This window comes from Vibrio sp. RC2502 (genome assembly GCF_054850435.1).
In genome coordinates, this window is record NZ_CM141453.1 from 220,146 (window position 1) to 242,775 (window position 22,630).

The 22,630-nt window shown below is 36.8% G+C and carries 19 protein-coding genes and 1 pseudogene; 18 read left to right on the plus strand and 2 right to left on the minus strand.

Annotated elements, in window-relative coordinates; all coding sequences use genetic code 11:
- Window positions 1-56 precede the first annotated feature (56 nt).
- The 6 genes from ACYJZR_RS01030 (at window position 57) to ACYJZR_RS01055 (ending at window position 6,019) form a co-directional block, all read left to right on the plus strand.
- Window positions 57-1,205: a hypothetical protein gene (locus ACYJZR_RS01030; protein WP_219575048.1), complete on the plus strand. Its 1,149-nt coding sequence runs from the start codon at window positions 57-59 to the stop codon at window positions 1,203-1,205.
- A 2-nt stretch (window positions 1,206-1,207) separates the two neighbouring features.
- Entirely contained in the window at window positions 1,208-2,314 is a 1,107-nt protein-coding gene (locus ACYJZR_RS01035; RefSeq protein ID WP_406966262.1) for an EpsG family protein, read from the plus strand.
- A 1-nt stretch (window position 2,315) separates the two neighbouring features.
- Complete coding sequence (locus tag ACYJZR_RS01040; protein WP_097371452.1) at window positions 2,316-3,308, plus strand: glycosyltransferase family 2 protein; 993 nt, start codon at window positions 2,316-2,318, stop codon at window positions 3,306-3,308.
- On the plus strand, window positions 3,305-3,709 hold the full coding sequence (locus ACYJZR_RS01045) for a serine O-acetyltransferase (protein WP_005428152.1): 405 nt from the start codon (window positions 3,305-3,307) through the stop codon (window positions 3,707-3,709). Before ACYJZR_RS01040 ends, ACYJZR_RS01045 begins: the two co-directional genes overlap by 4 nt.
- Before the next feature lie 22 nt (window positions 3,710-3,731).
- Entirely contained in the window at window positions 3,732-4,994 is a 1,263-nt protein-coding gene (locus ACYJZR_RS01050) for a capsular polysaccharide export protein, LipB/KpsS family (protein ID WP_140268602.1), read from the plus strand.
- A gap of 101 nt (window positions 4,995-5,095) precedes the next feature.
- The gene (locus tag ACYJZR_RS01055; RefSeq protein ID WP_025500302.1) at window positions 5,096-6,019 is read left to right on the plus strand and encodes a KpsF/GutQ family sugar-phosphate isomerase; all 924 of its coding nucleotides are present in this window, start codon (window positions 5,096-5,098) and stop codon (window positions 6,017-6,019) included.
- Between the two features lie 768 nt (window positions 6,020-6,787).
- On the opposite strand, the gene ACYJZR_RS01060 is transcribed toward ACYJZR_RS01055, so the two are convergent.
- Window positions 6,788-7,795 (minus strand): sugar transferase, encoded by a 1,008-nt coding sequence (locus ACYJZR_RS01060; RefSeq protein WP_025500303.1) that lies wholly within the window; start codon window positions 7,793-7,795, stop codon window positions 6,788-6,790.
- Window positions 7,796-8,034: 239 nt separating this feature from the next.
- A pseudogene (locus ACYJZR_RS01065) lies at window positions 8,035-9,351 on the minus strand (MBL fold metallo-hydrolase RNA specificity domain-containing protein).
- 1,164 nt (window positions 9,352-10,515) lie between these two features.
- Here ACYJZR_RS01065 and wecA point away from each other — a divergent pair.
- The 12 genes from wecA to ACYJZR_RS01125 all read left to right on the plus strand — a co-directional run bounded on the left by wecA (window position 10,516) and on the right by ACYJZR_RS01125 (window position 22,630).
- Window positions 10,516-11,601, plus strand: coding sequence for a UDP-N-acetylglucosamine--undecaprenyl-phosphate N-acetylglucosaminephosphotransferase (gene wecA, locus ACYJZR_RS01070; RefSeq protein WP_406966263.1), 1,086 nt, complete (start codon window positions 10,516-10,518; stop codon window positions 11,599-11,601).
- Window positions 11,602-11,996: 395 nt separating this feature from the next.
- Window positions 11,997-13,193, plus strand: coding sequence for a polysaccharide biosynthesis protein (locus ACYJZR_RS01075; RefSeq protein ID WP_406966264.1), 1,197 nt, complete (start codon window positions 11,997-11,999; stop codon window positions 13,191-13,193).
- A 4-nt stretch (window positions 13,194-13,197) separates the two neighbouring features.
- Window positions 13,198-14,559 carry a hypothetical protein gene (locus ACYJZR_RS01080; RefSeq protein ID WP_406966265.1) on the plus strand — a complete coding sequence of 454 codons (1,362 nt, stop codon included), beginning with the start codon at window positions 13,198-13,200 and terminating at the stop codon, window positions 14,557-14,559.
- Window positions 14,556-15,305: a glycosyltransferase gene (locus tag ACYJZR_RS01085; RefSeq protein ID WP_406966266.1), complete on the plus strand. Its 750-nt coding sequence runs from the start codon at window positions 14,556-14,558 to the stop codon at window positions 15,303-15,305. Before ACYJZR_RS01080 ends, ACYJZR_RS01085 begins: the two co-directional genes overlap by 4 nt.
- Window positions 15,302-16,465 carry a glycosyltransferase gene (locus ACYJZR_RS01090; RefSeq protein ID WP_406966267.1) on the plus strand — a complete coding sequence of 388 codons (1,164 nt, stop codon included), beginning with the start codon at window positions 15,302-15,304 and terminating at the stop codon, window positions 16,463-16,465. Before ACYJZR_RS01085 ends, ACYJZR_RS01090 begins: the two co-directional genes overlap by 4 nt.
- Window positions 16,465-17,370: a glycosyltransferase family 2 protein gene (locus tag ACYJZR_RS01095; protein WP_406966268.1), complete on the plus strand. Its 906-nt coding sequence runs from the start codon at window positions 16,465-16,467 to the stop codon at window positions 17,368-17,370. The genes ACYJZR_RS01090 and ACYJZR_RS01095 overlap by 1 nt, the downstream gene beginning before the upstream one ends.
- Window positions 17,367-17,915, plus strand: coding sequence for a WcaF family extracellular polysaccharide biosynthesis acetyltransferase (locus ACYJZR_RS01100; RefSeq protein WP_203501080.1), 549 nt, complete (start codon window positions 17,367-17,369; stop codon window positions 17,913-17,915). Before ACYJZR_RS01095 ends, ACYJZR_RS01100 begins: the two co-directional genes overlap by 4 nt.
- Complete coding sequence (gmd, locus tag ACYJZR_RS01105) at window positions 17,912-19,018, plus strand: GDP-mannose 4,6-dehydratase (protein ID WP_203501082.1); 1,107 nt, start codon at window positions 17,912-17,914, stop codon at window positions 19,016-19,018. Before ACYJZR_RS01100 ends, gmd begins: the two co-directional genes overlap by 4 nt.
- Window positions 19,018-19,995 (plus strand): GDP-L-fucose synthase, encoded by a 978-nt coding sequence (gene fcl / locus ACYJZR_RS01110; RefSeq protein WP_203501084.1) that lies wholly within the window; start codon window positions 19,018-19,020, stop codon window positions 19,993-19,995. Before gmd ends, fcl begins: the two co-directional genes overlap by 1 nt.
- 2 nt (window positions 19,996-19,997) lie before the next feature.
- Window positions 19,998-20,453 (plus strand): GDP-mannose mannosyl hydrolase, encoded by a 456-nt coding sequence (locus tag ACYJZR_RS01115; RefSeq protein ID WP_203501087.1) that lies wholly within the window; start codon window positions 19,998-20,000, stop codon window positions 20,451-20,453.
- A 24-nt stretch (window positions 20,454-20,477) separates the two neighbouring features.
- Entirely contained in the window at window positions 20,478-21,884 is a 1,407-nt protein-coding gene (locus ACYJZR_RS01120) for a mannose-1-phosphate guanylyltransferase/mannose-6-phosphate isomerase (RefSeq protein WP_203501090.1), read from the plus strand.
- Window positions 21,884-22,630: a glycosyltransferase family 2 protein gene (locus tag ACYJZR_RS01125; RefSeq protein WP_406966269.1), complete on the plus strand. Its 747-nt coding sequence runs from the start codon at window positions 21,884-21,886 to the stop codon at window positions 22,628-22,630. Before ACYJZR_RS01120 ends, ACYJZR_RS01125 begins: the two co-directional genes overlap by 1 nt.

Below are 22,630 nucleotides of genomic sequence, written 5' to 3' on the forward strand. Positions count from 1 at the left end.
TTCCGTAAGCCCTTTTTTGTTTTTAATACAATTTACAGGAAATTTGGATTGTTAGAATGAGAGTTCTTTTATTGGGTGAATACTCTGGTGTTCATACAAACTTAGCAATGGTTCTTAAGGAGCTAGGGCATGATGTTATAACCGTTTCTGATGGTGATGGCTTCAAGTCATTTCCACGCGATGTAGACCTTTCATTTTCACCTTGGTATAAAAAATTAGGCATATCAATTATCTTAGATTGGCTAGGGCTTAAAGGTACTGCACATTTTTTCAAGCGTAGAAAAGTACTATCTAATTTAAATGATATTGATGTTATTCAATGTATAAATACAGCTTCAATTTGTAGTTATTCATCATTAGCCAATTATCTCGTGCTAAAAACGATTATCTCTTCAAATCCAAACGCGAAAGTGTTTCTGTGTGCGTTAGGAGACGATCGTACTTGGGTTAATTATTGCCTAAACAAAAAGAACAAATATAGTTACTTTGATAGGCTAAAACTAAATAATATTAAAAATTATTTATTTTCTCTCAAATACTTATATGCGATTGGATATAAGCAATTGGATCAGTATGTGATTGAAAAGTCAGAAGCTATCATTCCTGGGCTATTAGATTATTATAATGCTTACTCAGATTGTAAAAAAGTGTCTAATATTATTAGGATACCAATATCTAAGGAACAACATTCAAACGCATATGATGTTAAAAAGGAATTAGAGAACAGCTCCAATAAAGATAAAGAAATAATAAATGTCTTCCATGGATGGCAAATAGGAAAGGATTTAAGAAAAGGAAATGATGTTCTTGATAGAGTCGTTAAAAAAATCAAAGAAGATCATGTTCGAGAAATCGAATACAATGTAATTCAAAATGTACCGTACAATGAATATGTGCGTTGTTTTGATAAAGCTGATATATTTCTTGATCAAGTATATAGCTATGATCGTGGTGTAAATGCTATATTAGGTATGGCTAACGGAAAAGTGGTCGTTTCTGGATTTGAAAACGAAAAAAGCTTCGATAAGCCAATAGGAATTAATGCAGTTCCTGATGAGTCAGAATTATATACATCGATAAATGAACTAATATTAAACCCAGTTAAATTAAGAAATATAAAAATTAATGCGGTCGAGTTTATAATTCAAAATCATGAACCGGAGAAGATAGCGCAAGAATACTTGCTACTTTGGGGTTCAAAATAACTATGCTTTTTTGGCTTGTATTAATATTATTTACCACATTTATACCAATATTAAGAAGAGAAAACTATCTCTTAGTCATATCTTGGGTTATTTTGACTCTATTTTCTGCACTTAGATATCATGTAGGTCCAGATTTTATCCAGTATGAATATATTTATTCAACATTAACAAGTGGCGGTACAACTGCAAAAGAGGTTGGGTATTACTTTATAGTAATGTTCAGTGATTTTATTGGTGGTAATGCTCAAACTGTATTTATTATATTTTCGATAATTATATCTACATTTTTTTATCTTTTCATTTCACGAAGTTCTAATTTTTTTGAGGAAAACTCAAGGTACGAATATAAGTATCTTATGTTGCTCTTCTTTATAGCATTTTATTATTTCCAATCGATGAACCAAATTAGGCAATTTGCTGCAATCGCTGTGTCACTTTTTGCCTTGCTCTGCTTTGTAAATAAGAAGATTTTGTTATCGGTTATTCTCATTTTCTTTGCTTCTTCATTTCATGTTAGCGCCTTACTTTTACTTGGGTTGCTACCATTTATGACAATAAAAATGAGTCATAAAGCACTAATTATTTTGCTGGTTTCTATAGCTTTTATTGAACCTATAAATCTAATTAAATCAATATATATTGACCTAAAGTTACCATATTATGGATATTTGGCATATGTAGAGTTTGCCAATGAAACCTCAATGGTTGGAAGATTGAGCACCTATATTAGTTCTATCGTTATTGTTACGATGTTGAGTTTTCTTAATATACCTAACAAAAGAATGGAAACTGTTTTTAAGAATGCGATTGTTCTTTATATTACTTTTAGATTGATGGCTTTGGATTTCGAACAAATAAATAGGATAGCTAACTACTTTAAACCGTTTGTTTTCGTCATGTTCTCAATATTATTTTTGGAACTATTTAATAAGTATATATACAAAAGAATGGCATTAAGTGCGTTCTTCTTTATGCTTCTGACCTTTTCTTCTGCTATATATATATATCGTTCTTCAAGCGATATATCATATAGCCATTACACATTAAATTATTGTATTTTGTCGGATTCAGTATGTCCGATCGTCATATCAGAAAACCTATGGAAATAACATGAATTCAAAAGAGCCTTTAATCTCGGTTATCGTCCCTGTTTATAATGTAGAAAAATATATTATTAAATGTTTAAACTCTCTTGTAAATCAGACGTATAGTAACTTTGAAGTCATAGTTGTAGATGATGAAAGTCCCGATGATTCAATTAAAATTGCAAAAGCAGCATTCTCCGAAGATTCTAGGTTTATATTTGTAAGTAAGAGCAATGGTGGTTTAAGTTGTGCCAGAAACTTTGGAGTTAAATATTCCAAGGGTGAGTATATCTCATTTTTAGATAGTGACGATTACTTCGACGAAACGTTCCTAGAAGTAATGATTAATACATTAATGGATAATAACGCTGATATTTCTGTATGCGCAATGTCACTAGTTGATGAGTGTTATGACGAACTAGAGGTGAGAGGCCCAAGAGAAAATGAAGTCATTACGGGTTTCGAGGCGTTCCGCAACAATCTTTTAATGCATACAATTGCGTCTGGTGCACAAAACAAACTATACAAACGCGAACACATCATTAACTATCCCTATCCTCTAGGTCTATATTATGAAGATCGCGCGACAACATATAAGATGTTTCTGGACTCTTCTAAAGTATGCTTGATTAACAAACCCCTTTTTTATTACCTGCAGCGAGAAGGATCTATTATGAAAGGTCTTTCTGAAAAGAGTGTAACAGATAGGTTTATCGTTCATGATTCAATAGTTTCTGAATTAGAGAAGAGAAGTTTACTTAAGGATAACTTAAATTATCTCAATGTTTGTTATATTTTAAACGTGATTGTAGCAGGTAGTCATCAGATTGCCATTTATTCAAAAAATTACAAGAAAGATATCTCGAACCTCTTCGGTAGAATTGACTTTAACGTATTAACCATTTCTAGTTTGAGTCTAATGTATAAATATCATAAAAAGAAATTTTTTGCACTTATCGTCTTGTTAGTATCTAAAAGACTGTTTAAAACATTTTGTCAAAGTGGGAAAAGAAAATGATAAAAGCAATCTACAAAGTGATTAATCCCTCGGAGCAACTAGTATTTTTTTATCGTTTATATTCTTGGCTTTATAATACGAGAATTACACGACCTTTATCATATTTACTCTATATGATTGTTCGCATTGTATATTCTTCAGATATCCATCCTGCATCAAAAATTGGAAAAGGGCTTAGTATTAGACATCATTTTGGTATAGTGATTGGAAAAAATGCGGTGATCGGCAACGATGTGATTATTTATAATGATGTAAGCATAGGACAACTTAACGTTGATGACAGCTGCATGCCTGTTATTGGTAGTAATTCAATTATATATAAAGGTGCAGTGATTGTCGGAAATGTAACTTTGCCCGAAAATACAATCATTAGTGCAAACAAGTTGGTTAAGCCAAGCTAATTAGTTTTAATTGAGATTAAAGATGCGAAAAATAGTTTGTTTTGATCCTCCTTATAGTCATTATTTTAACGACTTAACATTGTCCATTGAAAAGTGCTTGGGACAGCGTTTAGAAAAAGAATGTGTCACATTCAATAGCGCAAATAAATTATACTTGCCTAACTTTTCTCTGTTCAAACCAAAACTCGGTAAATCTAGTGATAAAGATCTTTATCGCTATGATTTTGTTACAAAGATTCCAAGCCTGAGTAATGTTAATGGTGAAGTTACTTGTAATGAGCTCGCTCGCAAGCACATCGAAGTATATATTTCGATTGAAAAATACATAAAGAATAATCTAAATGCAATTTATCTTATTTACAATGATTTACGCTGGAATCACGCTTTTGCTATAGATATTTTAAAGAAAAATAATTGTACATTTTTCGTTTTTGAAAGAGGTGTTTTTAGGCCGTATTCAACGACAATGGATACAATAGGTGTAAACGCGAATTCAAAGTTGAGAAATACTCGTGTAACAGAGATTTGTTCAGAAAAGTCTGAAACTTTAGATCGTGTATTTTTTAAAAATAGGGTTGAAAGAACGGTTAAGTTTAATTTCGTAAAGTATTTTATTGCGTCAAAGTTTGCAGCCGCGCTACAACCAAAAAGTGTGAAGGCTGTAGCTAAAAGTCGTTACCGAAAAAATTTAAAAGATTATGTTAAGTTACAATTCTCTAGCAGTAAGGTGAAATCTAAAAATCAAAATGATATAAAACTTGATTTAGCAGACATAACCTATGTATTTGTTCCACTGCAACTTTCAAACGATACCCAAACACTAATAAATTCTGATTTTTCTAGTACGCAAGAATTTATCAATAAAATTGTAGAGGATTTTCGCGCTTCAAAATTATATGGTGAGGCTGAGCTTGTCTTTAAGCAACACCCTTTAGATACTTCCCTCTATAATTTCCCCAATGATGTTCTTGTGAGCAGTTTGCCTACAGAACAGCTTATTGAGCATTGCGAATTCTGTATAACGATAAATTCAACAGTTGGTTTTGAAGCTTTATTTAAAAAGAGAGTTCTTTGTCTGGGAAGATCATTTTATACAGAGCACGGCTTTGTTGGCTATGTCGATAAGCATATGAATGCCATTGATGCCAACTTCGAACAGCGTTGTGCAAAGAATTACAAGTACTTTGTGCTTGATAACTATCAAGTACCTGGCTCAATCTTCAACTATACGGGTGAAGATTTAGAGTATACAGCAAATAAAATCCTAACGTTATCTAACATCTAGTATGTGATATTTACTATAACTGATGACGTATAGTCGTCATCTATAAAAGATGACCCGGAATAGAAAATAACTCAACTAAATACCTTAAATGGAAAAATACAATGAATGCCATCAACGTTGCACAAGAAGTCATTGATATCGAAGTTAATGGTCTTCTTTATATGAAAGATAGAATTGGAAATGAATTTGAGCTCGCTGTTAGTAAAATCCAAGATACAACGGGTCGAGTGATCATATGTGGTATGGGCAAGTCCGGAATTATAGGTAAAAAAATAGCAGCTTCTTTTGCTAGTACGGGAACTCCGAGTTTCTTCATGCATCCAGGAGAGGCGTTCCACGGTGATTTGGGCATGGTAAAGCCAGAAGATATCTTTGTTGCTATCTCAAATTCCGGCGAGACAGATGAAGTTCTTAAACTCCTCCCTTTCCTCAAAGACAACCAGAACTACATTATTGCAATTACAGGAAAAAGAGAGTCAACGTTAGCTAAAAATGCCCACTGTCATTTGGATATTGCGGTACCGAAAGAAGCTTGTCCTCATCAATTAGCACCGACTGCGTCGACAACTGCAACGCTAGTTATGGGAGATGCACTTACGGTTGCTTTGATGGATGCTAGAGGTTTCTCTCCTGAAAGCTTTGCACGATTCCATCCAGGAGGAAGTCTAGGGCGTCGTCTTCTGTCAAAAGTACGTGATGAAATGCACTGTAAATTACCTATAGTTTCTACTGATGCAAGTTTCACTGATGTAGTTTCTGCTATCACTGAAGGTGCTTTAGGTTTGGCATTAATACAGACTGGTAGTACTTGGGAAATTATTACTGATGGAGATGTAAGGCGAGCCATGGAATCAAAACGTAAAGATGTTTTTGATCTAACTGCTTCTGATATATCTTCTAAGAGCCCAGCTGTAGTGTCCGCGAATGCAAACATTCAACTTGCCCTAGAAATGATGGAGCATAAGAGAATTACGTCATTGTTGGTTGAAGATGAGGGAATGGTTGTCGGTATTCTAAAAAAATGATCCTTCCAAGTGTGGGTTTAGTCGTTTTACTTCCAGTGCTCGATGTACCACATTAGGTATATTGACTTTTAAATACGCATGTCGGGAATCTTGATTACAAGTCTACATACAAGAGATCTATAACCACCACTTTTGTTTATACTTAACCTCTCGGTTTTGTTGATAAGAACTCAATGTACAATCTGTTCACTACTTCCTCTATAGACATAGTTGCTGTACAAGTCCCTCTGCTTTGTGGAGGGCTTGAGATGGTTTCAAATGGCGTCTTAAATCATCACCACTCTCTATATAGATATGGCTATCCTTACTACAGTGGTTTTAAAAAAGCTAATATCGAGAACATTAGTTTTTAAGTGTAAAAGTGTTAGTACTTAGGTAATCTTATAAAGACTATATAGATTTGTAAACTTAGTGTTAGTCAAACATATTATAGATGCCTCTTAGAGGTTTGCTATTAAGTGTTCTTTACTCATTGACTTCGTAATACTCACCAACTCTATAGTTGAAAATTGTCAATTTTTTAGAACTGGTCAATATAAATAAAAAGCCATATTAGTTAAGGTAGCTTTTTACTTTCAGTCTCAACTACCTATTTTAGTAGGTGATTTTCCTTCGCTAGGTTATTGTCAGCAGAACCTTCTTTTGATTTTTAAGACGTTAAACAACATCAGTAGATACATTACAGTTTTTGTGTGAGAACTAGTGATAATTACAATAGTGCTAAATCGCGCTATTGTAATCCTCCTCTTTTTTTTAGAGTGTGACAATTTACCTACCCATCCCAAACAACACTGTTTTAACCGTAAGGAAAAGAATCTTCACTTCCATCATCCAGTTTTGATGTTTGATGTAGTAAATATCGTATTTATGCTTCCAGATGGCATCTTCTACTGATGCACCATAAGGGTATTTTACTTGGGCTAGGCCAGTTACCCCAGGTTTCACTGCGTGACGAAAGCGGTAGTAAGGAATAGCTTTTTCCAATTCAGAGATGAACACCTCGCGTTCTGGGCGTGGGCCAACCATCGACATCTCTCCCTTTAGTACATTGATTAACTGAGGGAGCTCATCTATGCGAGTCTTACGAATAAAACAGCCAACTTTCGTTACGCGCGCGTCATTTTTAGTTGCCCATTGGGCACCATTCTTTTCCGCATCGTTTCGCATCGAGCGAAACTTAATCACTTCAAACTCTTCATTATATTGGCCAGTACGACGCTGCTTAAAGAATACCGGGCCTGGTGACTCAAGCTTAATAAGCAGTGCCGTAATAAGCCCTACTGGGATAGCAACCCACGAGAGCATAAAAACAAACAATAGATCAATAAAGCGCTTTTGCCAGCTGTTCTTACGATTAGAGAGGATAGAAAAAGCTTTTTGGTGTAAGAAGTAGCCGCTATGCAAGAGCTCAGTTTCAGTGTAGCCAAGTGAACGATCAAAGTAGCTCACTAAAGGCTCAACCCAAGCACCTAGCTCTGTCGCAGCTACAAGAAACGCTTGCTGCTCAGAGTTTAGGTGTGAGCTTTTGAAGTGGCAAAGCGTTTTACTCTTGAAATCCCTAAGGGCATAGTTATTAACTTGAGCGTTAATCTCAGGATGTCTCTTAAGTACCTGAGCAATCTTTGTTTCGTCTTCTTTTGGACAGTAGATATAAATACAAGCATCGGTTTCGCTTGCTGATAACTCGTCCAATGTTGATGTTATGCTGATAGAATTATTCTTAGCTAATTCAGTTGCTTCTCGTTCTTGAAGCGTGTCGCTCATACTGTCTGTCATAGGAATGGAATAAGTTGTTTTCGGCTAGCCAATTGCTTACAAGTCGGCGATTATAATTTAATTCGTATAGAAATTATATCCCTTAATCCAGAACATGCTTGTAACTTTGAGAATTTTCTTGAACCTGAGTCCTTACTTATGGCTTGTTTTTGAATCTTGACGTAACTATATCAATGAATTCGACAAACTATGTTTGCGATATATTATGTTGTCTCGAAATTAAATAATCATCTAATTCACTATAGTACGCAGTTATATCCGAGGTTGATTAGTTGTTGATAAAGTGCTTTTTTCGAATCTTCCTCACCATGTATAAGGTGAACCTCCTTAGGAGGAGTGGGAATGGCAGTTACAAATTGTATTAAGTCGTTCATATCGGCATGTGCAGAGTAGCCTGACATCGTATGAACTTGAGCTTTCACTTTTACGCGTTTACCTTCAATCAATACACTGTCTGCTCCATCTTGGATACGCCGACCTAAAGTCCCTTCCGCTTGATAGCCGGCAAATAGCACATCATTTCTTTTATCTGGCAGCAATACTTCTAAATAATTGACGACACGTCCACCTTCACACATTCCTGAGGCCGCAACTACGATAGCAGCTTCTGCTGTGCTCGCGAGTCGATTCACGAGCTTTAAATGGTCAGTGTGGCTTTCGACCATAATACATTGATCAAATGCAAGAGGATGTCGGTGATGCTCGAGCCGCTCTTTCGCTTCTGCTCCCCAAAACTTTTTAAATTGGCGATAGGTATTAGTTACCTTTTTAGCCAAAGGAGAATCAAGAATAATAGGCGGTGAATCTTGCAAAGCGTGCTCATGAATAAGCTGTTCTATATCAAAGAGTAACTCTTGAGTTCTCCCGACGCTAAAAGCAGGTATAACAATTACGCCACCATCCTGAAGTGCATGCTCAATAATAGAAAGCAATCGCCTACTGCGAGACTCTACATCTTCGTGAACTTTATTGCCGTATGTCGACTCGATAAACAAATAGTCAGCTTTTTCAGGCGATACCGGATCCGGTAGGAGAGGCGTGTTACGAGGGCCCAAACCCCCTGAGAACACAACAACCTCATTGTTTGATAAACGAAACTCAACATATGCTGACCCTAAAATGTGTCCTGCTGGTTGAAAGCGAAGAGAGGCATGTTCTTCAATCTCTATCCATTGGGAATAAGGGCAAGGGCGAATAAGCGTTCGAATAAAATCGAGCACGTTTTCCCTTTGATGATGCCTCATGCCTAGTTGGAGCTTTAAACCATCTTCTAACATCAGCGGTACGAGCTCAGAGGTGGCTTCCGTACAGTAAATAGGCCCCTTATAGCCAGCAGTCAATAACCAAGGCAGCCGACCAATATGATCGATATGAGAATGGGTTAGAACAACCGCTTTGAGACCAGAGATTGAAAAGTCGATATTCAAACTCTGCTGCTGAGCATTATCTTGACCTTGTAGCTAACCGCAGTCGATCAGCACACTTCCATTTTGTAATACGAGCTCGTGACAAGAGCCAGTAACCGTATTTTCCCCACCGTGGTGCAGTACTTTCATAACAAAACGACGCTTTTACTTTTGCTAGCTTACGCTTGCGAGTATCTATTTTACACATAGTCAAACCTCACTATTTGGCAGCGATTCGGTAAATCGCTCAGTAGAGTAGATAGGGTAAGCAGGCAGATAGTGAAGAAGTGAGCGTATTGTAGGCAAGCAAAATAGGAGAAAGAAAATGGCAAAACTGAAAGTTTAGAGAGACTTAGATATTCGTCATAAATTTGACTGTGTTGGGTTGCAACTGGTTGTGATGCAAATCATATTATTGCAACTATTTTCATTCAAGCTTTTGGAATCAACGTCACTGGCTGCTTAGGGCTAACTGCGTAAATGGGCGTCTGATATTTATAATTTTATAAAGACGACACATTTTTGTCGCTTTAAGTGTCAAGAAGGGGCTATTTTTTTGTAAGCTTTTCGATTGAATGGCTTTTCGTTGCAACGAGTTTACTATACAATTCGTCACCAGATCGGAGATGCAACCGATTAAATCGTGAACATTTCAATTGCCTCTAGGAGCCAGACCTAGGGGCGGTAGCGTGCCCGAAGTCGTTATAACTCCGAGGTTTCTAAAGCTAAGTGCATGATAAGTAACTGAAAAGTTAAATAACCTTTAACAAGAATAAGCACCTAAGTGCATTTCTGGCAAGATTGATTTATAAAAAACGAGAACTATTACAAATTAATGTAATTCCCTTTTGTCAGAGGGACGCTCAAAGCTAACAAAGTGGCGAGCAAATGTTGGTTAGGCATAGGTTACAATTTAAATCTCCATTTCTCATACCTATCAAAACCAAATACTAGGTTTATAGACGTACTTAACTACTGGCCCAAACCGTCAGTTAGTATGTTCAGCTTTGTATTTGGCCTGCCTATAAAAGGCTGAGAACCGATGACCGTCACGAGCTAGTGTTGGTGGAACTCAGTTACTTACATATTCAATATTAGAAATTAGCGTTTGCAATGCGTTACAACCCACCTTGGCTAATGTGGTTTTGTCACGCCCAAAAATCACCTGCTCATTCTTAGAGTTCGGCGTGTCTAGATACGAGCGAAGTAAGAATTAGCAGTATCGGACCTGTGATGCAATGGAATCCGTAAAGGGAATCAGTCGGATGCGTTATAGATTTACCTCAAACTTATTTAATAACACAGTTGGCTATCATGAATAATGCATATTTATTTGTATTTATTTTGTCGTTCGTTCTACTTTTTGTTATGCGCAAAGTTGCTAAGCGCGTAGGTCTAGTAGATAAACCCAATGCAAGAAAGCTTCACCAGGGTGTCGTACCCCTTGTAGGAGGTATCTCCATTTTCTCTACTATACTGGTCGGGTTCCTTCTGTTCCTACCAATGAATGACAACCTATCACTCTACTTATCTTGTTCGGCTGTGCTTATAGCGCTCGGCGCATTAGATGACTACTACGATGTAAGTTTCAAAATTCGCCTTATTATCCAAGCCGGAATATCCCTTGCGATGATTTACATCGGAGGCCACAGCTTACACGATTTAGGCTACTTAATGGGGAGCGAAACCATTGCCCTTAATGAAGTCGCTGGCGCAGTGATCACCGTTATTGCGGTAATAGGCGCAATTAACGCATTTAATATGGTTGATGGCATAGACGGCTTGCTGGGCGGGTTAGCCTCGGTAACCTTTACAGCATTAGGTATTGTGTTTGCCTACAATGGAAACGAATATTTAGCCACGATCTGTTTAATGATCGTGACTGCGATGCTTCCTTACATCTTCCTTAATTTAGGTTTCCCACTTGGTCGTCGCTTTAAGATCTTTATGGGTGATGCTGGCAGTATGTTTATCGGCTTTACCGTGGTCTGGATGCTGATTCGCGGCACACAAGAGCCAGGAGCTGTAGCCTTCAAGCCAGTCACAGCACTGTGGTTAATTGCCTTACCATTGATGGATATGGCAACCATTATGATTCGTCGCGTTCGTAAAGGTCAGTCACCATTCCAACCAGACAGAGAACATCTACACCATATTTGCCAACGTATCGGGCTTTCTTCAGGTGCAACGTTAATTTTTATTTGTTCGATGGCATCGATTTTTGCTGCTATCGGTTTATGGGCTGATTTTTTTGGTGTTAGCGAATCGATCATGTTTGTAGCGTTCCTGATTTTGTTTGCATGCTATTTTTTTATAATTACTTATATTTGGAGAATATCAGCTTGGTTTAAAAAATCACACTTGGTTATAAGACCTCAGTTTAATTCAAAAATTAGATAATAAAAACGATTTCTGATTGTTTTGTTAACTGGTAAATTTGGGTGTCATAAAGTACGTTTAATACAATAATCTCTGAGATTAACGGCTGCACTTGAACTGTTAAATACTGTTTTTAAGAGCTAAAATTATTAAGTCTACTCTTTTGAAGTAAATTAATGTTTTTCTGATATTTACTTGCTTGCAAAATATTATGAGTTTCATATATTTTCCATGCATGAAAAATGCTTTAATGTTGATGGTGTTGAGATGTATGTTATATTTTTACGCTCTAATGATAGAAATTGATGAATAATGCCCATTGTTTTATGTTAGGGATTAATTTTGTATTGAAAGTCTGAGATGTTTATATGGTAATGAGGCAGTTTAAATATGCTCTAATTTATAAAGCCATAACCATGATTTGTACATTAGTTTTACCTTTTGTTTTAACCAAAAGTTTTAGCATAGAAGATTATGGAAAATGGAGTATATTTCAAAGTACTGTAATGTGGATGTTCTTAATGGACTTCGGGGTAGGCAATGCTCTCCAGAACAAGTTGAGTTCAACTAAAAAACTTAATGTACGCCTTGAATATATGATTATAACAAATATATTCAATACAATTTTAGCTCTATTGGGGGTAATTATCTTTTTGGGGGGGGTTTCTCCATTTTTTAATTTTTCATTGTCACTATCAATATCATTTAGCATTGTTATTCTATCAATTCCTTTCAATCTAGTTGGTAAGTACTGGATCAGCCGAGGATACTCTCACAAGGTAGAGTATTATTCATTTATATCGAATGCTATGTTTGTTGTTGTTGTTGTTGTTTCTTATTGTCTTGGTTTCATTAGTTTGGCATGGTGTTTGATTGTTTATTCATTGACATTGGTAGCTCCAAAAGTTTTTTACTTTATGAAGTCTTTAATCCCAAGGGTTGCGCTTTTAATGTCTTTTCATCGTGAAAAGGTTATTGAACTTAACGTTTCTCGTCATTCATTAATATCATTCTTAAAAACTAGTGTTTCTTTTTTTATTGCTCAAGTCGTTTTTATATTTCTATTGACATCCATTAGATACTCTTTCGCGTATTATGAGCTTTATAACTATGCTGCGATATTTGACATAGTGTTTAGACCTATTACTATTGCTATAATGGTCTTTATATTGCTTTTGAGGCCTATTTGGTCTGATATTTCAATGAAGTTCAGTTCAGGAAATATTGATTCTTGTAAAAAAACTATCATACGGCTATTTGTTTTATATATATTAACACTTATTTTTGTTTGTTTTTTAAACCATATTAATGTAACCAATTTTTTATATGAAAAATGGGTGCCAGACGTGTACATCGATGATAAAGCTATTTCAGCAACACTTGTTTTTGGTATGACCGTGATACTACATAATATCGTCTCATACATTATGAATGGATTGTCACTAATCAAAGAACAAGTCTACTATAATTTTATTGGCGTTCTACTCTGTGTTGGTGGTTTCTTCTTACTTAGCCATAATCATCAATATATTGACTTTGTACTAATTTATTCACTAGCTTTCTCTCCTCTATGTATATTGGGGTGTGGTAAGTTATATAAAGTATTGAGATAATGCCATGAACTTAAAGATACATTATTTCTTATTGTTTTTTCTAATACCATCAAGTGCGATTATTGATTCAAGGCTAACTATTTTATTGGTGGTTGCAACAATTATATTTTCATTGCAAGAAGATAAGTTATTAATAGGAACTATTGTTTCACTAAGTTTTTATAACGGGCTTATGCAATTTAACCATGTGTCAAACGCTAGGTTTATAGTAGAACCGTTACTTTTTTGTGTGGTTTTTATTAGGGTTTTTTATTGCTCTATGGTGGGTATGGGCCATATTTCATTAAATCGGTTTTCCATAGCTCTACTTTGTCTTATTACTGTAATAGTTTTAAGTGTCATATATGGAAGTTTTGATAAAGATTTCTTTTATTTTGGGTTGGCAATCAAAGACTTTATCATGCCATATATGTCGATCTTGTTATTTATGATTTTTCTCACTAGGTTGGATACCAAGGAAGAAGATATTATCTATTTAATAAGGTGTTTTATTTTTGCTATTTTAGTTGTTGCCATATTAAGCCTGCTAAATTATATTTTTTCCATTTCCAATACTTACAATAGATTTGTAATTCCTGACGGGTTAAGTGATGAGAAATTTTCCGCAGTTAGAAATTTTGGAGGGATATCAGTTGTAAGAATGCAGTCTGTTTTTGGGTTGTCTACTCAGGGAGCTGCTAGCTGTCTCTATGGTATTGCGGCTTGTATCTTACTTACTTTTAAAAGTGAAGTTAAGGTTAAAGGATTTAATTGCTTTATTAGTTTACTCATACTCTTTATTGCTGGATTTATATCCGGTTCATTTACTTTTTATTTCACAATATTAATTTTTTTATTTTCCTGGACACAATGTCAGCTGAACCCTAACTTGAAAAAGATCACATTGATTCTAACACCATTATTATTTTTGTTTTTATTAAAGTTAGGTCTCACAGAAGTTAGAATAAATAATGATAGTAGCGAATTGACATTACTAGAATATGCATACTCTGGTTTTTTGAAACCATCGTTTGAAATTATATCAGATATGCATATAAAAGATCTTGTTTTAGGTATAGGTCCATATCCGAAATTTTACTGGCTTGGTCTAGAAGATATTGAAGCCAAGACGAAAGTTTTTCGTCTTATTTATGATAATTATATATTTGGCATGTTTTTTCAAGTCGGGTTGCTGGGTTTCTTCTTATGTGTGTTGTTATTATTTTTCGTTGTTAATAGTTTAAAATCAACAAATTATATTGTTTCGATTTGTTGTTGCTCGTTATTGGCTATGCTCGGTTTTGCTCATGGAATATTTATTCTAGATAAGCTGTTTATAGCATCTTCCATGATTTTTTTTAGTATTTTGTCAAGGTATGAAAAATGATAGTTTCTATTGTAACTATATGCAAAGACAACCCAGAAGAACTTTATTCAACCATAGAAAGCTATCACTCTTATTTAGGGGGTGAAGTCGAGTCAGTGATTATTGATGGTTCTGTTGATGACGCCTGTCTTTCGGTTTGTAATAACTATGGAGTTAGGTACTTTAAACAAACATCCAGTGGTATTTATGGTGCTATGAATGAAGGGGTTGAATTGTGTTTGGGAACATCTGTTATTTTTATGAATTCAGGAGATGTTTTTAGTGAAAGCTTTGATTTGAATGAATTCGTTCGTGCCTATGAAGCGGAATTAAGTAATAAAATAATATTTGGAAATTCAGTATTAAAGTATAAAGATTATACGCGAGAGTTTATTTGTAGCGATCGAGATAAGATTGGAATAGATTGGATTCCTACACATCAATCTGTATTTATGCCTCATGACTTTTTGGTTAAAAATAAGTTTGATGAAAGTTTTAAAGTTTCTGCTGATTCTAAGCTCCAAATGCTGGCATTTGAAAGGTTGAAATATATATATGTGTGTGAAAATGTTTGCGTATTTACTTTAGGTGGTATATCAAGTAAACCGACTTGCTTTAAAAAAACAATTCAGCACTGTAGTGAGATAATTAAAACTAGAGGTTTGAAATCTAAAAAGTCTATTTTTTATCTATATTTTAAGCAGTTGTCAAAAGTCGTGGTGATTCGAGTTTTAGGTTATAGACTATATTTAAAGGCTTTTGGATGAATATTTTAGTAATAATACCTAGTTTTTACCCTGCATTTGTATATGGAGGCCCAATATTTTCAACTTACCATGCATGCAGTGAGCTAGCGAAGTTTAATGATGTTAATATCCGTGCATCAACTACAAACACTAATATGAGTTCTAAGTTAGATGTTGAAGTTAATAAATGGCTGCCTTTAAACGGTTTTTATGTAAAATATTACAATGAAAGTGTAATTGATAAATTCTCAATGCGTCTTTTATTTACGATATGGAAGGATATAAATAATGTAGATGTTGTACATATACAGTCAATTTTTAACACGCCAACACCAATTTCATTAATATATTCAAAAATATTAAAAAAGAAAGTTTTACTCTCCCCGCGTGGAGCCTTAGGTGATTGGTGTTTGCAAAATGGAAATAATTTTAAATCATACTGGCTTAAATATGCAATTAAACCATTTTTGGGTAACGTTGTATGGCATTCTACGGCTCAACAAGAAAAAGATGAGATTTTACGTGTTTTTCCTAAAGCCAAAGTTGAAATAATACCTAATGGTATAGAGCTTTCTAAATTTAAGAGTGGCAACTTATGTTCCTCAAGTGAATATACTAGTCGTTTTTTAAATATGGAGATTGATGCGGGAAAAATTATTGTTTCAATGGGGAGGATACAAAAGAAGAAAGGGTTTGACATATTAATAAAATCATTTCTGGATGTGACTGCTAAATATCCAACAGCTAAGTTATTAATTGCAGGTGAAGATGAAGGTGAATTATCCACACTTATTACTTTGGTTGATAAATTAAACTTAACTCAATCTGTTTTTTTTATAGGTGCTATTTCCGGACAAGACAAAATTGACTTCTTGTCTGGTGCAGATTTGTTTGTATTACCTTCTCATAATGAAAATTTTGGCAATGTGTATATCGAAAGTCTAGCGGCCGGTACACCAATAGTCGCCAGTACTAATACTCCTTGGTCTGAGGTTGAAGATGATAATTGTGGAAGGTGGGTGCCTAATAATGTCAAAGATACTTCAGATGCAATGCTAGATATGCTGAGTAGAGATAGAGAAGTAATGCGAGTTAATGCTCAAATGCATGCAGCGAAGTATGATTGGAAAAATATCGCATTAAAATTTAAAAAATTATATGAAAAAATGGTTAAGTTATAATGGAAAATAAAATATCTGTAATCATTCTAACTTTAAATGAAGAACAACACATAAAACGTTGCATTCAGTCATTACTACCGATCACTAAAAATATCTTCATTATTGACTCACTTTCAACAGATGAGACCGTCGAAATAGCATCATCCCTTGGGGCAAAAGTTTATCAAAATCCATGGCCTGGTAATCACGCTAAGCAATTTCAATGGGGATTGGAACATTGTCCAATTGAAACTGAATGGGTAATGAAAATGGATGCGGATGAATTTATTTTACCTGGCTTAGTTGACGAGATTAACTCTAAACTTGCAAGTGTGAGTAAACATGATTCTGGTATTTACATTAAACGTCGAGTTAATTTTATGGGGCGTTGGATCAAACATGGCGGATACTATCCTACCTGGCTACTTCGAATATGGAGATATAAAGAAGGGGTGATGGAGCAGCGTTGGATGGACGAGCATATTAAGCTTAAGACAGGTAATACCATTCAATTTGATAATGATATTGTTGATGATAATAAAAACAACCTTACTTGGTGGACGGAAAAACATAACCATTACTCAACTAAAGAAGCCGTCGATATATTGAATACCATTTATGGGTTTAAAGATTATGATGAGATAGAACCAAAATTATTTGGAACACAGGAGCAGCGTAAAAGAAGATTAAAACATATTTATGCACATATGCCTCTTTTTCTAAGGCCTTTTATATATTTTATATTTCGTTATTTTTTAAAGTTTGGTTTTTTAGATGGTAAGCAAGGGTTAATATGGCATTTTTTACAAGGATTTTGGTATCGTTTTCTAGTTGATGCAAAAATCAAAGAGATATACTCCAAGGCTGGTAAGAATAAAGTTAAAATTCAAAAGATGCTGAAAGAAGATTACGGAATTGAGTTTTGAATCAGGTTAATTTAAAAAACTATAATAACGACTGGTTTATGCCTGGTCGAAAGGTAAAGATTGTACTGTGGATGTTGGCAAGTGCTCTCTTTTTTCGTACTTCACTACCAGTGCCATCAGTAATAAAAGTGTTTATTCTTAAATTATTTGGCGCGCAAATCGGGGATGGTGCAGTTATTAAACCAAGTGTAAACATTAAATATCCTTGGAAGTTAATTATCGGTAGAAATACTTGGGTTGGAGAGAATGTCTGGATCGACAACTTAGCCGAGGTAAAAATTGGCGATAATTGCTGTTTGTCACAAGGTTGTTACTTATTAACTGGGAATCATGATTTCACTTCGAGTTCGTTTGATTTGATGATTTCTGATATTAATATTCATAGTGAATCTTGGGTTGGGGCAAGAGCTGTTGTTTGCCCTGGCGTAAAATTATACCGGGCAGCAATACTTACTGTTGGTTCGGTTGCAACAAAAAATTTAGACGAAAATGGTATTTACCAAGGTAATCCTGCTGTAAAAATAAAGGAGAGGACTATTTCATGAAAAAAGCACTAATTACGGGAATTACTGGGCAGGATGGATCTTACCTAGCAGAACTTCTTGTAGAAAAAGGATATGAAGTACACGGTCTTATCCGTCGCGCTTCTTCATTTAATACTGAACGTATTGATAATTTGATTGAAAACAGTGGTAACATCCACCTTCACTACGGTGATTTGACTGATTCATCTAATTTGATCAGATTAGTTAAAGAAATTCAGCCGGATGAGATTTACAACTTGGGGGCAATGTCTCATGTTGCAGTATCCTTCGAATCACCAGAATACGCCGCTGATGTTGATGCTATGGGTACCATTCGTTTATTAGAAGCGATTCGTATTAACGGGCTTGAAAAGAAGACACGTTTTTACCAAGCTTCTACCTCTGAGCTTTACGGTGAAGTACAGGAAATTCCTCAACGAGAAACCACACCATTCCACCCGCGTTCCCCTTACGCTGTAGCTAAGATGTATGCGTATTGGATTACGGTTAACTACCGTGAGTCTTACGGCATGTATGCATGTAACGGTATTTTGTTTAACCATGAATCACCACGTCGTGGAGAGACTTTCGTAACACGTAAAATTACACGTACGATCGCTAATATCTCACAAGGTTTAGAATCTTGCTTATACCTCGGTAATATGGACGCACTTCGTGACTGGGGTCATGCGAAAGATTATGTGCGCATGCAGTGGATGATGCTTCAACAAAACGTGGCTGATGACTTTGTAATTGCAACTGGCAAGCAAATCTCTGTGCGTGAGTTTGTTCGAATGTCTGCGCAAGAGGCGGGCATTGAGCTTGAATTCAGTGGCGAAGGTGTTGATGAAATCGCAACCGTAACAGCTGTAGACTCAACTAAAGCACCGTCTGTGTCTGTGGGTGACGTGATCGTTGAGGTCAATCCTAAGTTCTTCCGTCCTGCAGAAGTAGAAACCTTGTTAGGCGACCCAAGCAAAGCAAAAGAAAAGTTAGGTTGGACACCTGAAATCACCGTTGAAGAGATGTGTGCAGAAATGGTCGCAAATGACATCAATAAAGCAAAACAGCATGCTCTACTTAAAGCCAACGGCTTTGATGTGGCTATTTCAATCGAAAGCTAATGGCGGTATCAGTTGTGAAAAAACGTATTTTTATTGCTGGACACCGCGGCATGGTAGGCTCAGCAATTGTTCGTCAACTATCTCAACGTGAGAATGTCGAAATCATTACGCGTACGCGAAGCGAATTGGATTTATTAAACCAACGAGCGGTGAGTGATTTCTTTGCTGAAGCAGATATCGACGAAGTCTACTTAGCAGCGGCAAAAGTAGGGGGTATTCATGCCAATAATATTTATCCTGCTGATTTCATTTATGAAAACTTGATGATGGAATGTAACGTCATACATGCGGCGCACCAAAATGATGTGCAGCACCTACTATTTTTAGGTTCATCGTGCATTTATCCTAAATTGGCTGAGCAGCCAATAACGGAGTCCGCACTGCTTACTGGTACGCTAGAAGCGACTAATGAGCCCTACGCAGTGGCAAAAATTGCCGGTATTAAGTTATGTGAATCGTACAATCGCCAATATGGTCGCGATTACCGAAGTGTGATGCCTACGAACTTGTACGGTGAGAACGACAACTTCCATCCTGATAACTCGCATGTTATTCCAGCGCTGATGCGTCGTTTCCATGAAGCGAAGTCGAAGAGTGACAACGAAGTGGTGGTGTGGGGTTCAGGCACACCAATGCGTGAGTTTTTGTTTGTTGACGATATGGCCGCCGCTTCTATTCATGTGATGGAATTAGACAACGAAACTTATCAAGCAAATACCCAGCCGATGTTATCGCACATTAACGTAGGTACCGGTGTTGACTGTACAATCCGAGAAATGGCTGAGACCATGGCACAAGTCGTGGGCTTTGAAGGTGATGTGGTCTTTGATACCACTAAGCCTGATGGTACCCCTCGTAAGTTAATGGATGTGAGCCGTCTTGATGATTTAGGTTGGCGTCATAGCGTGAGCCTAGAAGAAGGTTTGACACGCACCTACCAGTGGTTCTTAGCCAACCAAGATAACTTCAGGAAGTAACCATGACACAACGGTTAGATATAAATACCTTTAAAACCGTTGTAGCTCACACTCCGCTCATTTCTCTCGACCTTATCGTTGAGAATAGTCAAAGAAAAGTATTACTTGGGCAGCGCTTAAATCGGCCTGCTCAAGGCTGTTGGTTTGTTCCCGGGGGACGAATTCGGAAAGGCGAGAAAATTGCTGATGCATTTTCACGCTTGACCAAGGAAGAGTTGGGTGTTGAGCTAGCATTGGTTGAGGCTGAATTTATTGGCCCTTATGAGCACCTTTATTCAGATAATTTCTCCGGCGAGAGTTTCTCTACTCACTATGTGGTTCTAGGGTATCGTATCTCTCTGGATTTGAACCTTTCCGATTTGCCCAAAGAGCAGCATGGTAACTATCGATGGGCTGACGTTAATGATCTACTCGAATGTGGTGATGTTCATCATCACACCAAATTATATTTTCTTTAGAATAATGAATAGGAATAGCTGATTATGCTTCTCCCTGTGATTATGGCAGGCGGTTCGGGCAGTCGTTTGTGGCCGTTGTCCCGCACGCTATACCCCAAGCAGTTTTTAGAGCTTACCTCCAACGCCACCATGCTGCAGGAAACCGTTCGCCGCCTTGATGGTGTTGACCATCAAGCACCATTGTTTATTTGTAATGAAGAGCATCGCTTCATTGTTGCGGAACAGTTGCGTAAAGGGGAAATGTTAAGTAGTGGAATTATCCTAGAGCCTGCGGGGCGAAATACGGCTCCTGCGATAGCATTGGCTGCATTGCAGGCGGTGGCCCAACATCAGGACCCTTACTTACTTGTGTTGGCCGCGGATCATGTCATTAAAGATACAGAAGCGTTTTTAGCTTCTGTACAGCAAGCTTATATCGAGGCTCAAAAAAGTAGACTTGTTACTTTTGGCATTATTCCTTCTCATCCGGAAACTGGATATGGGTACATTCGCCGCGGAAGTGCCATTCGGGACGGAGTGTTTGAAGTGGAAGCCTTTGTTGAGAAGCCACAGTTATCCACTGCAGAAGAATATGTTGCGAGCGGAAACTTCTACTGGAACAGTGGAATGTTTTTGTTTAAAGCATCAGAGTTCCTCTCAGAATTGGAACGATACTCTCCAGAGATTTTAAAGGCATGTAAAATGGCGATGGATGAGTCCAGAAAAGATCTAGATTTTATCCGTCTAAACTCTGCAGCTTTTCTGGCATGTCCTGATGATTCTATTGATTATGCCGTGATGGAGAAAACTAAGCGTGCAGCGGTAGTCCCAATGGATGCGTCATGGAGTGATGTGGGATCTTGGTCTGCTCTTTGGGAAGTTGCGGACAAAGATTCAGAGGGCAATGCTGTACGTGGTGATGTCTTGGTCGAGAAAACTTCAAACAGTTACATCTACTCCCAAAACAAGCTCGTTGCAACCGTTGGAGTTGAAGACTTGATTGTCGTCGAAACCAAAGATGCAGTGTTGGTCGCTCACAAAAACAAAGTACAAGATGTAAAAGGTATTGTTGAACAACTAAAAGCAGCAGAGCGTTATGAGCACCTACAGCATCGTGAGGTGTATCGTCCTTGGGGAACCCATGATGAAATTGCCGAAGGAGATCGCTTTCACGTTAAACATGTCATCGTCAAGCCGAGAGAACGCACAGCGACTCAAATGCATTATCACCGTGCTGAGCATTGGGTTGTTGTGAAAGGTACTGCCAAAGTGACAAATGGTGACAAAACGTATTTGTTAACAGAGAACGAGTCCACTTATATTCCTATAGGGGCACCGCATTCAATTGAGAATCCGGGACAAATTCCCTTGGAGCTAATAGAGGTGCGTTCTGGTGCCTATTTGTCAGAAGATGATGTCGTACGTACAGAGGATTATGGAGTCGGATATTAGTGAAAGTTTCCGTTATTACCGCTACTTACAATAGCAGCCAAACAGTTATTGATACTTTAGAGTCTCTGAACCAACAAACGTATGAAGACATCGAGTACATCATTATTGATGGTGCATCTTCTGATTCTACGCTGAAAGTTGTTCAAGATAACTGTTCTCGTATTGCTAAGATTATATCCGAGCCCGACAAAGGGATTTATGATGCTTTAAACAAAGGCATTAAGGCAGCGACTGGAGATATTATCGGCTTCTTACACTCGGATGATCTGTTTGCATACCCTGATGCAATTCGAGATCTTGTTAAGACGTTGGAAGTCGAAGGGACTGATTCTGTATATGCAGACCTGGAGTATGTCTCAAAAGAAGATACATCGAAAGTGGTGAGGAAGTGGAAGTCGGGTTCTTGTTCCAAGGCAAAGCTACTTTCTGGATGGATGCCGCCGCATCCAACATTTTTCATGAAGCGAGAGCATTATCAAAAACTTGGTCTATTCAATTTGAAGTTTAATATTGCCGCCGATTACGACTCAATTCTTAGGTACTTATGGAGCAATGAGGTATCTACATGCTATCTACCAAAAGTGGTAACCAAAATGCGTGTAGGTGGAGCAAGCAACCGAAGCCTCAAGAATATTGTTGAGAAAACTAAAGAAGACATCGAAGCGCTAAAAGCTAATGGAATTTTTTGGCCAAGAGCAATTTTGATGAAAAATGTATCAAAGATCCCACAGTTTTTTGCGAGGTAA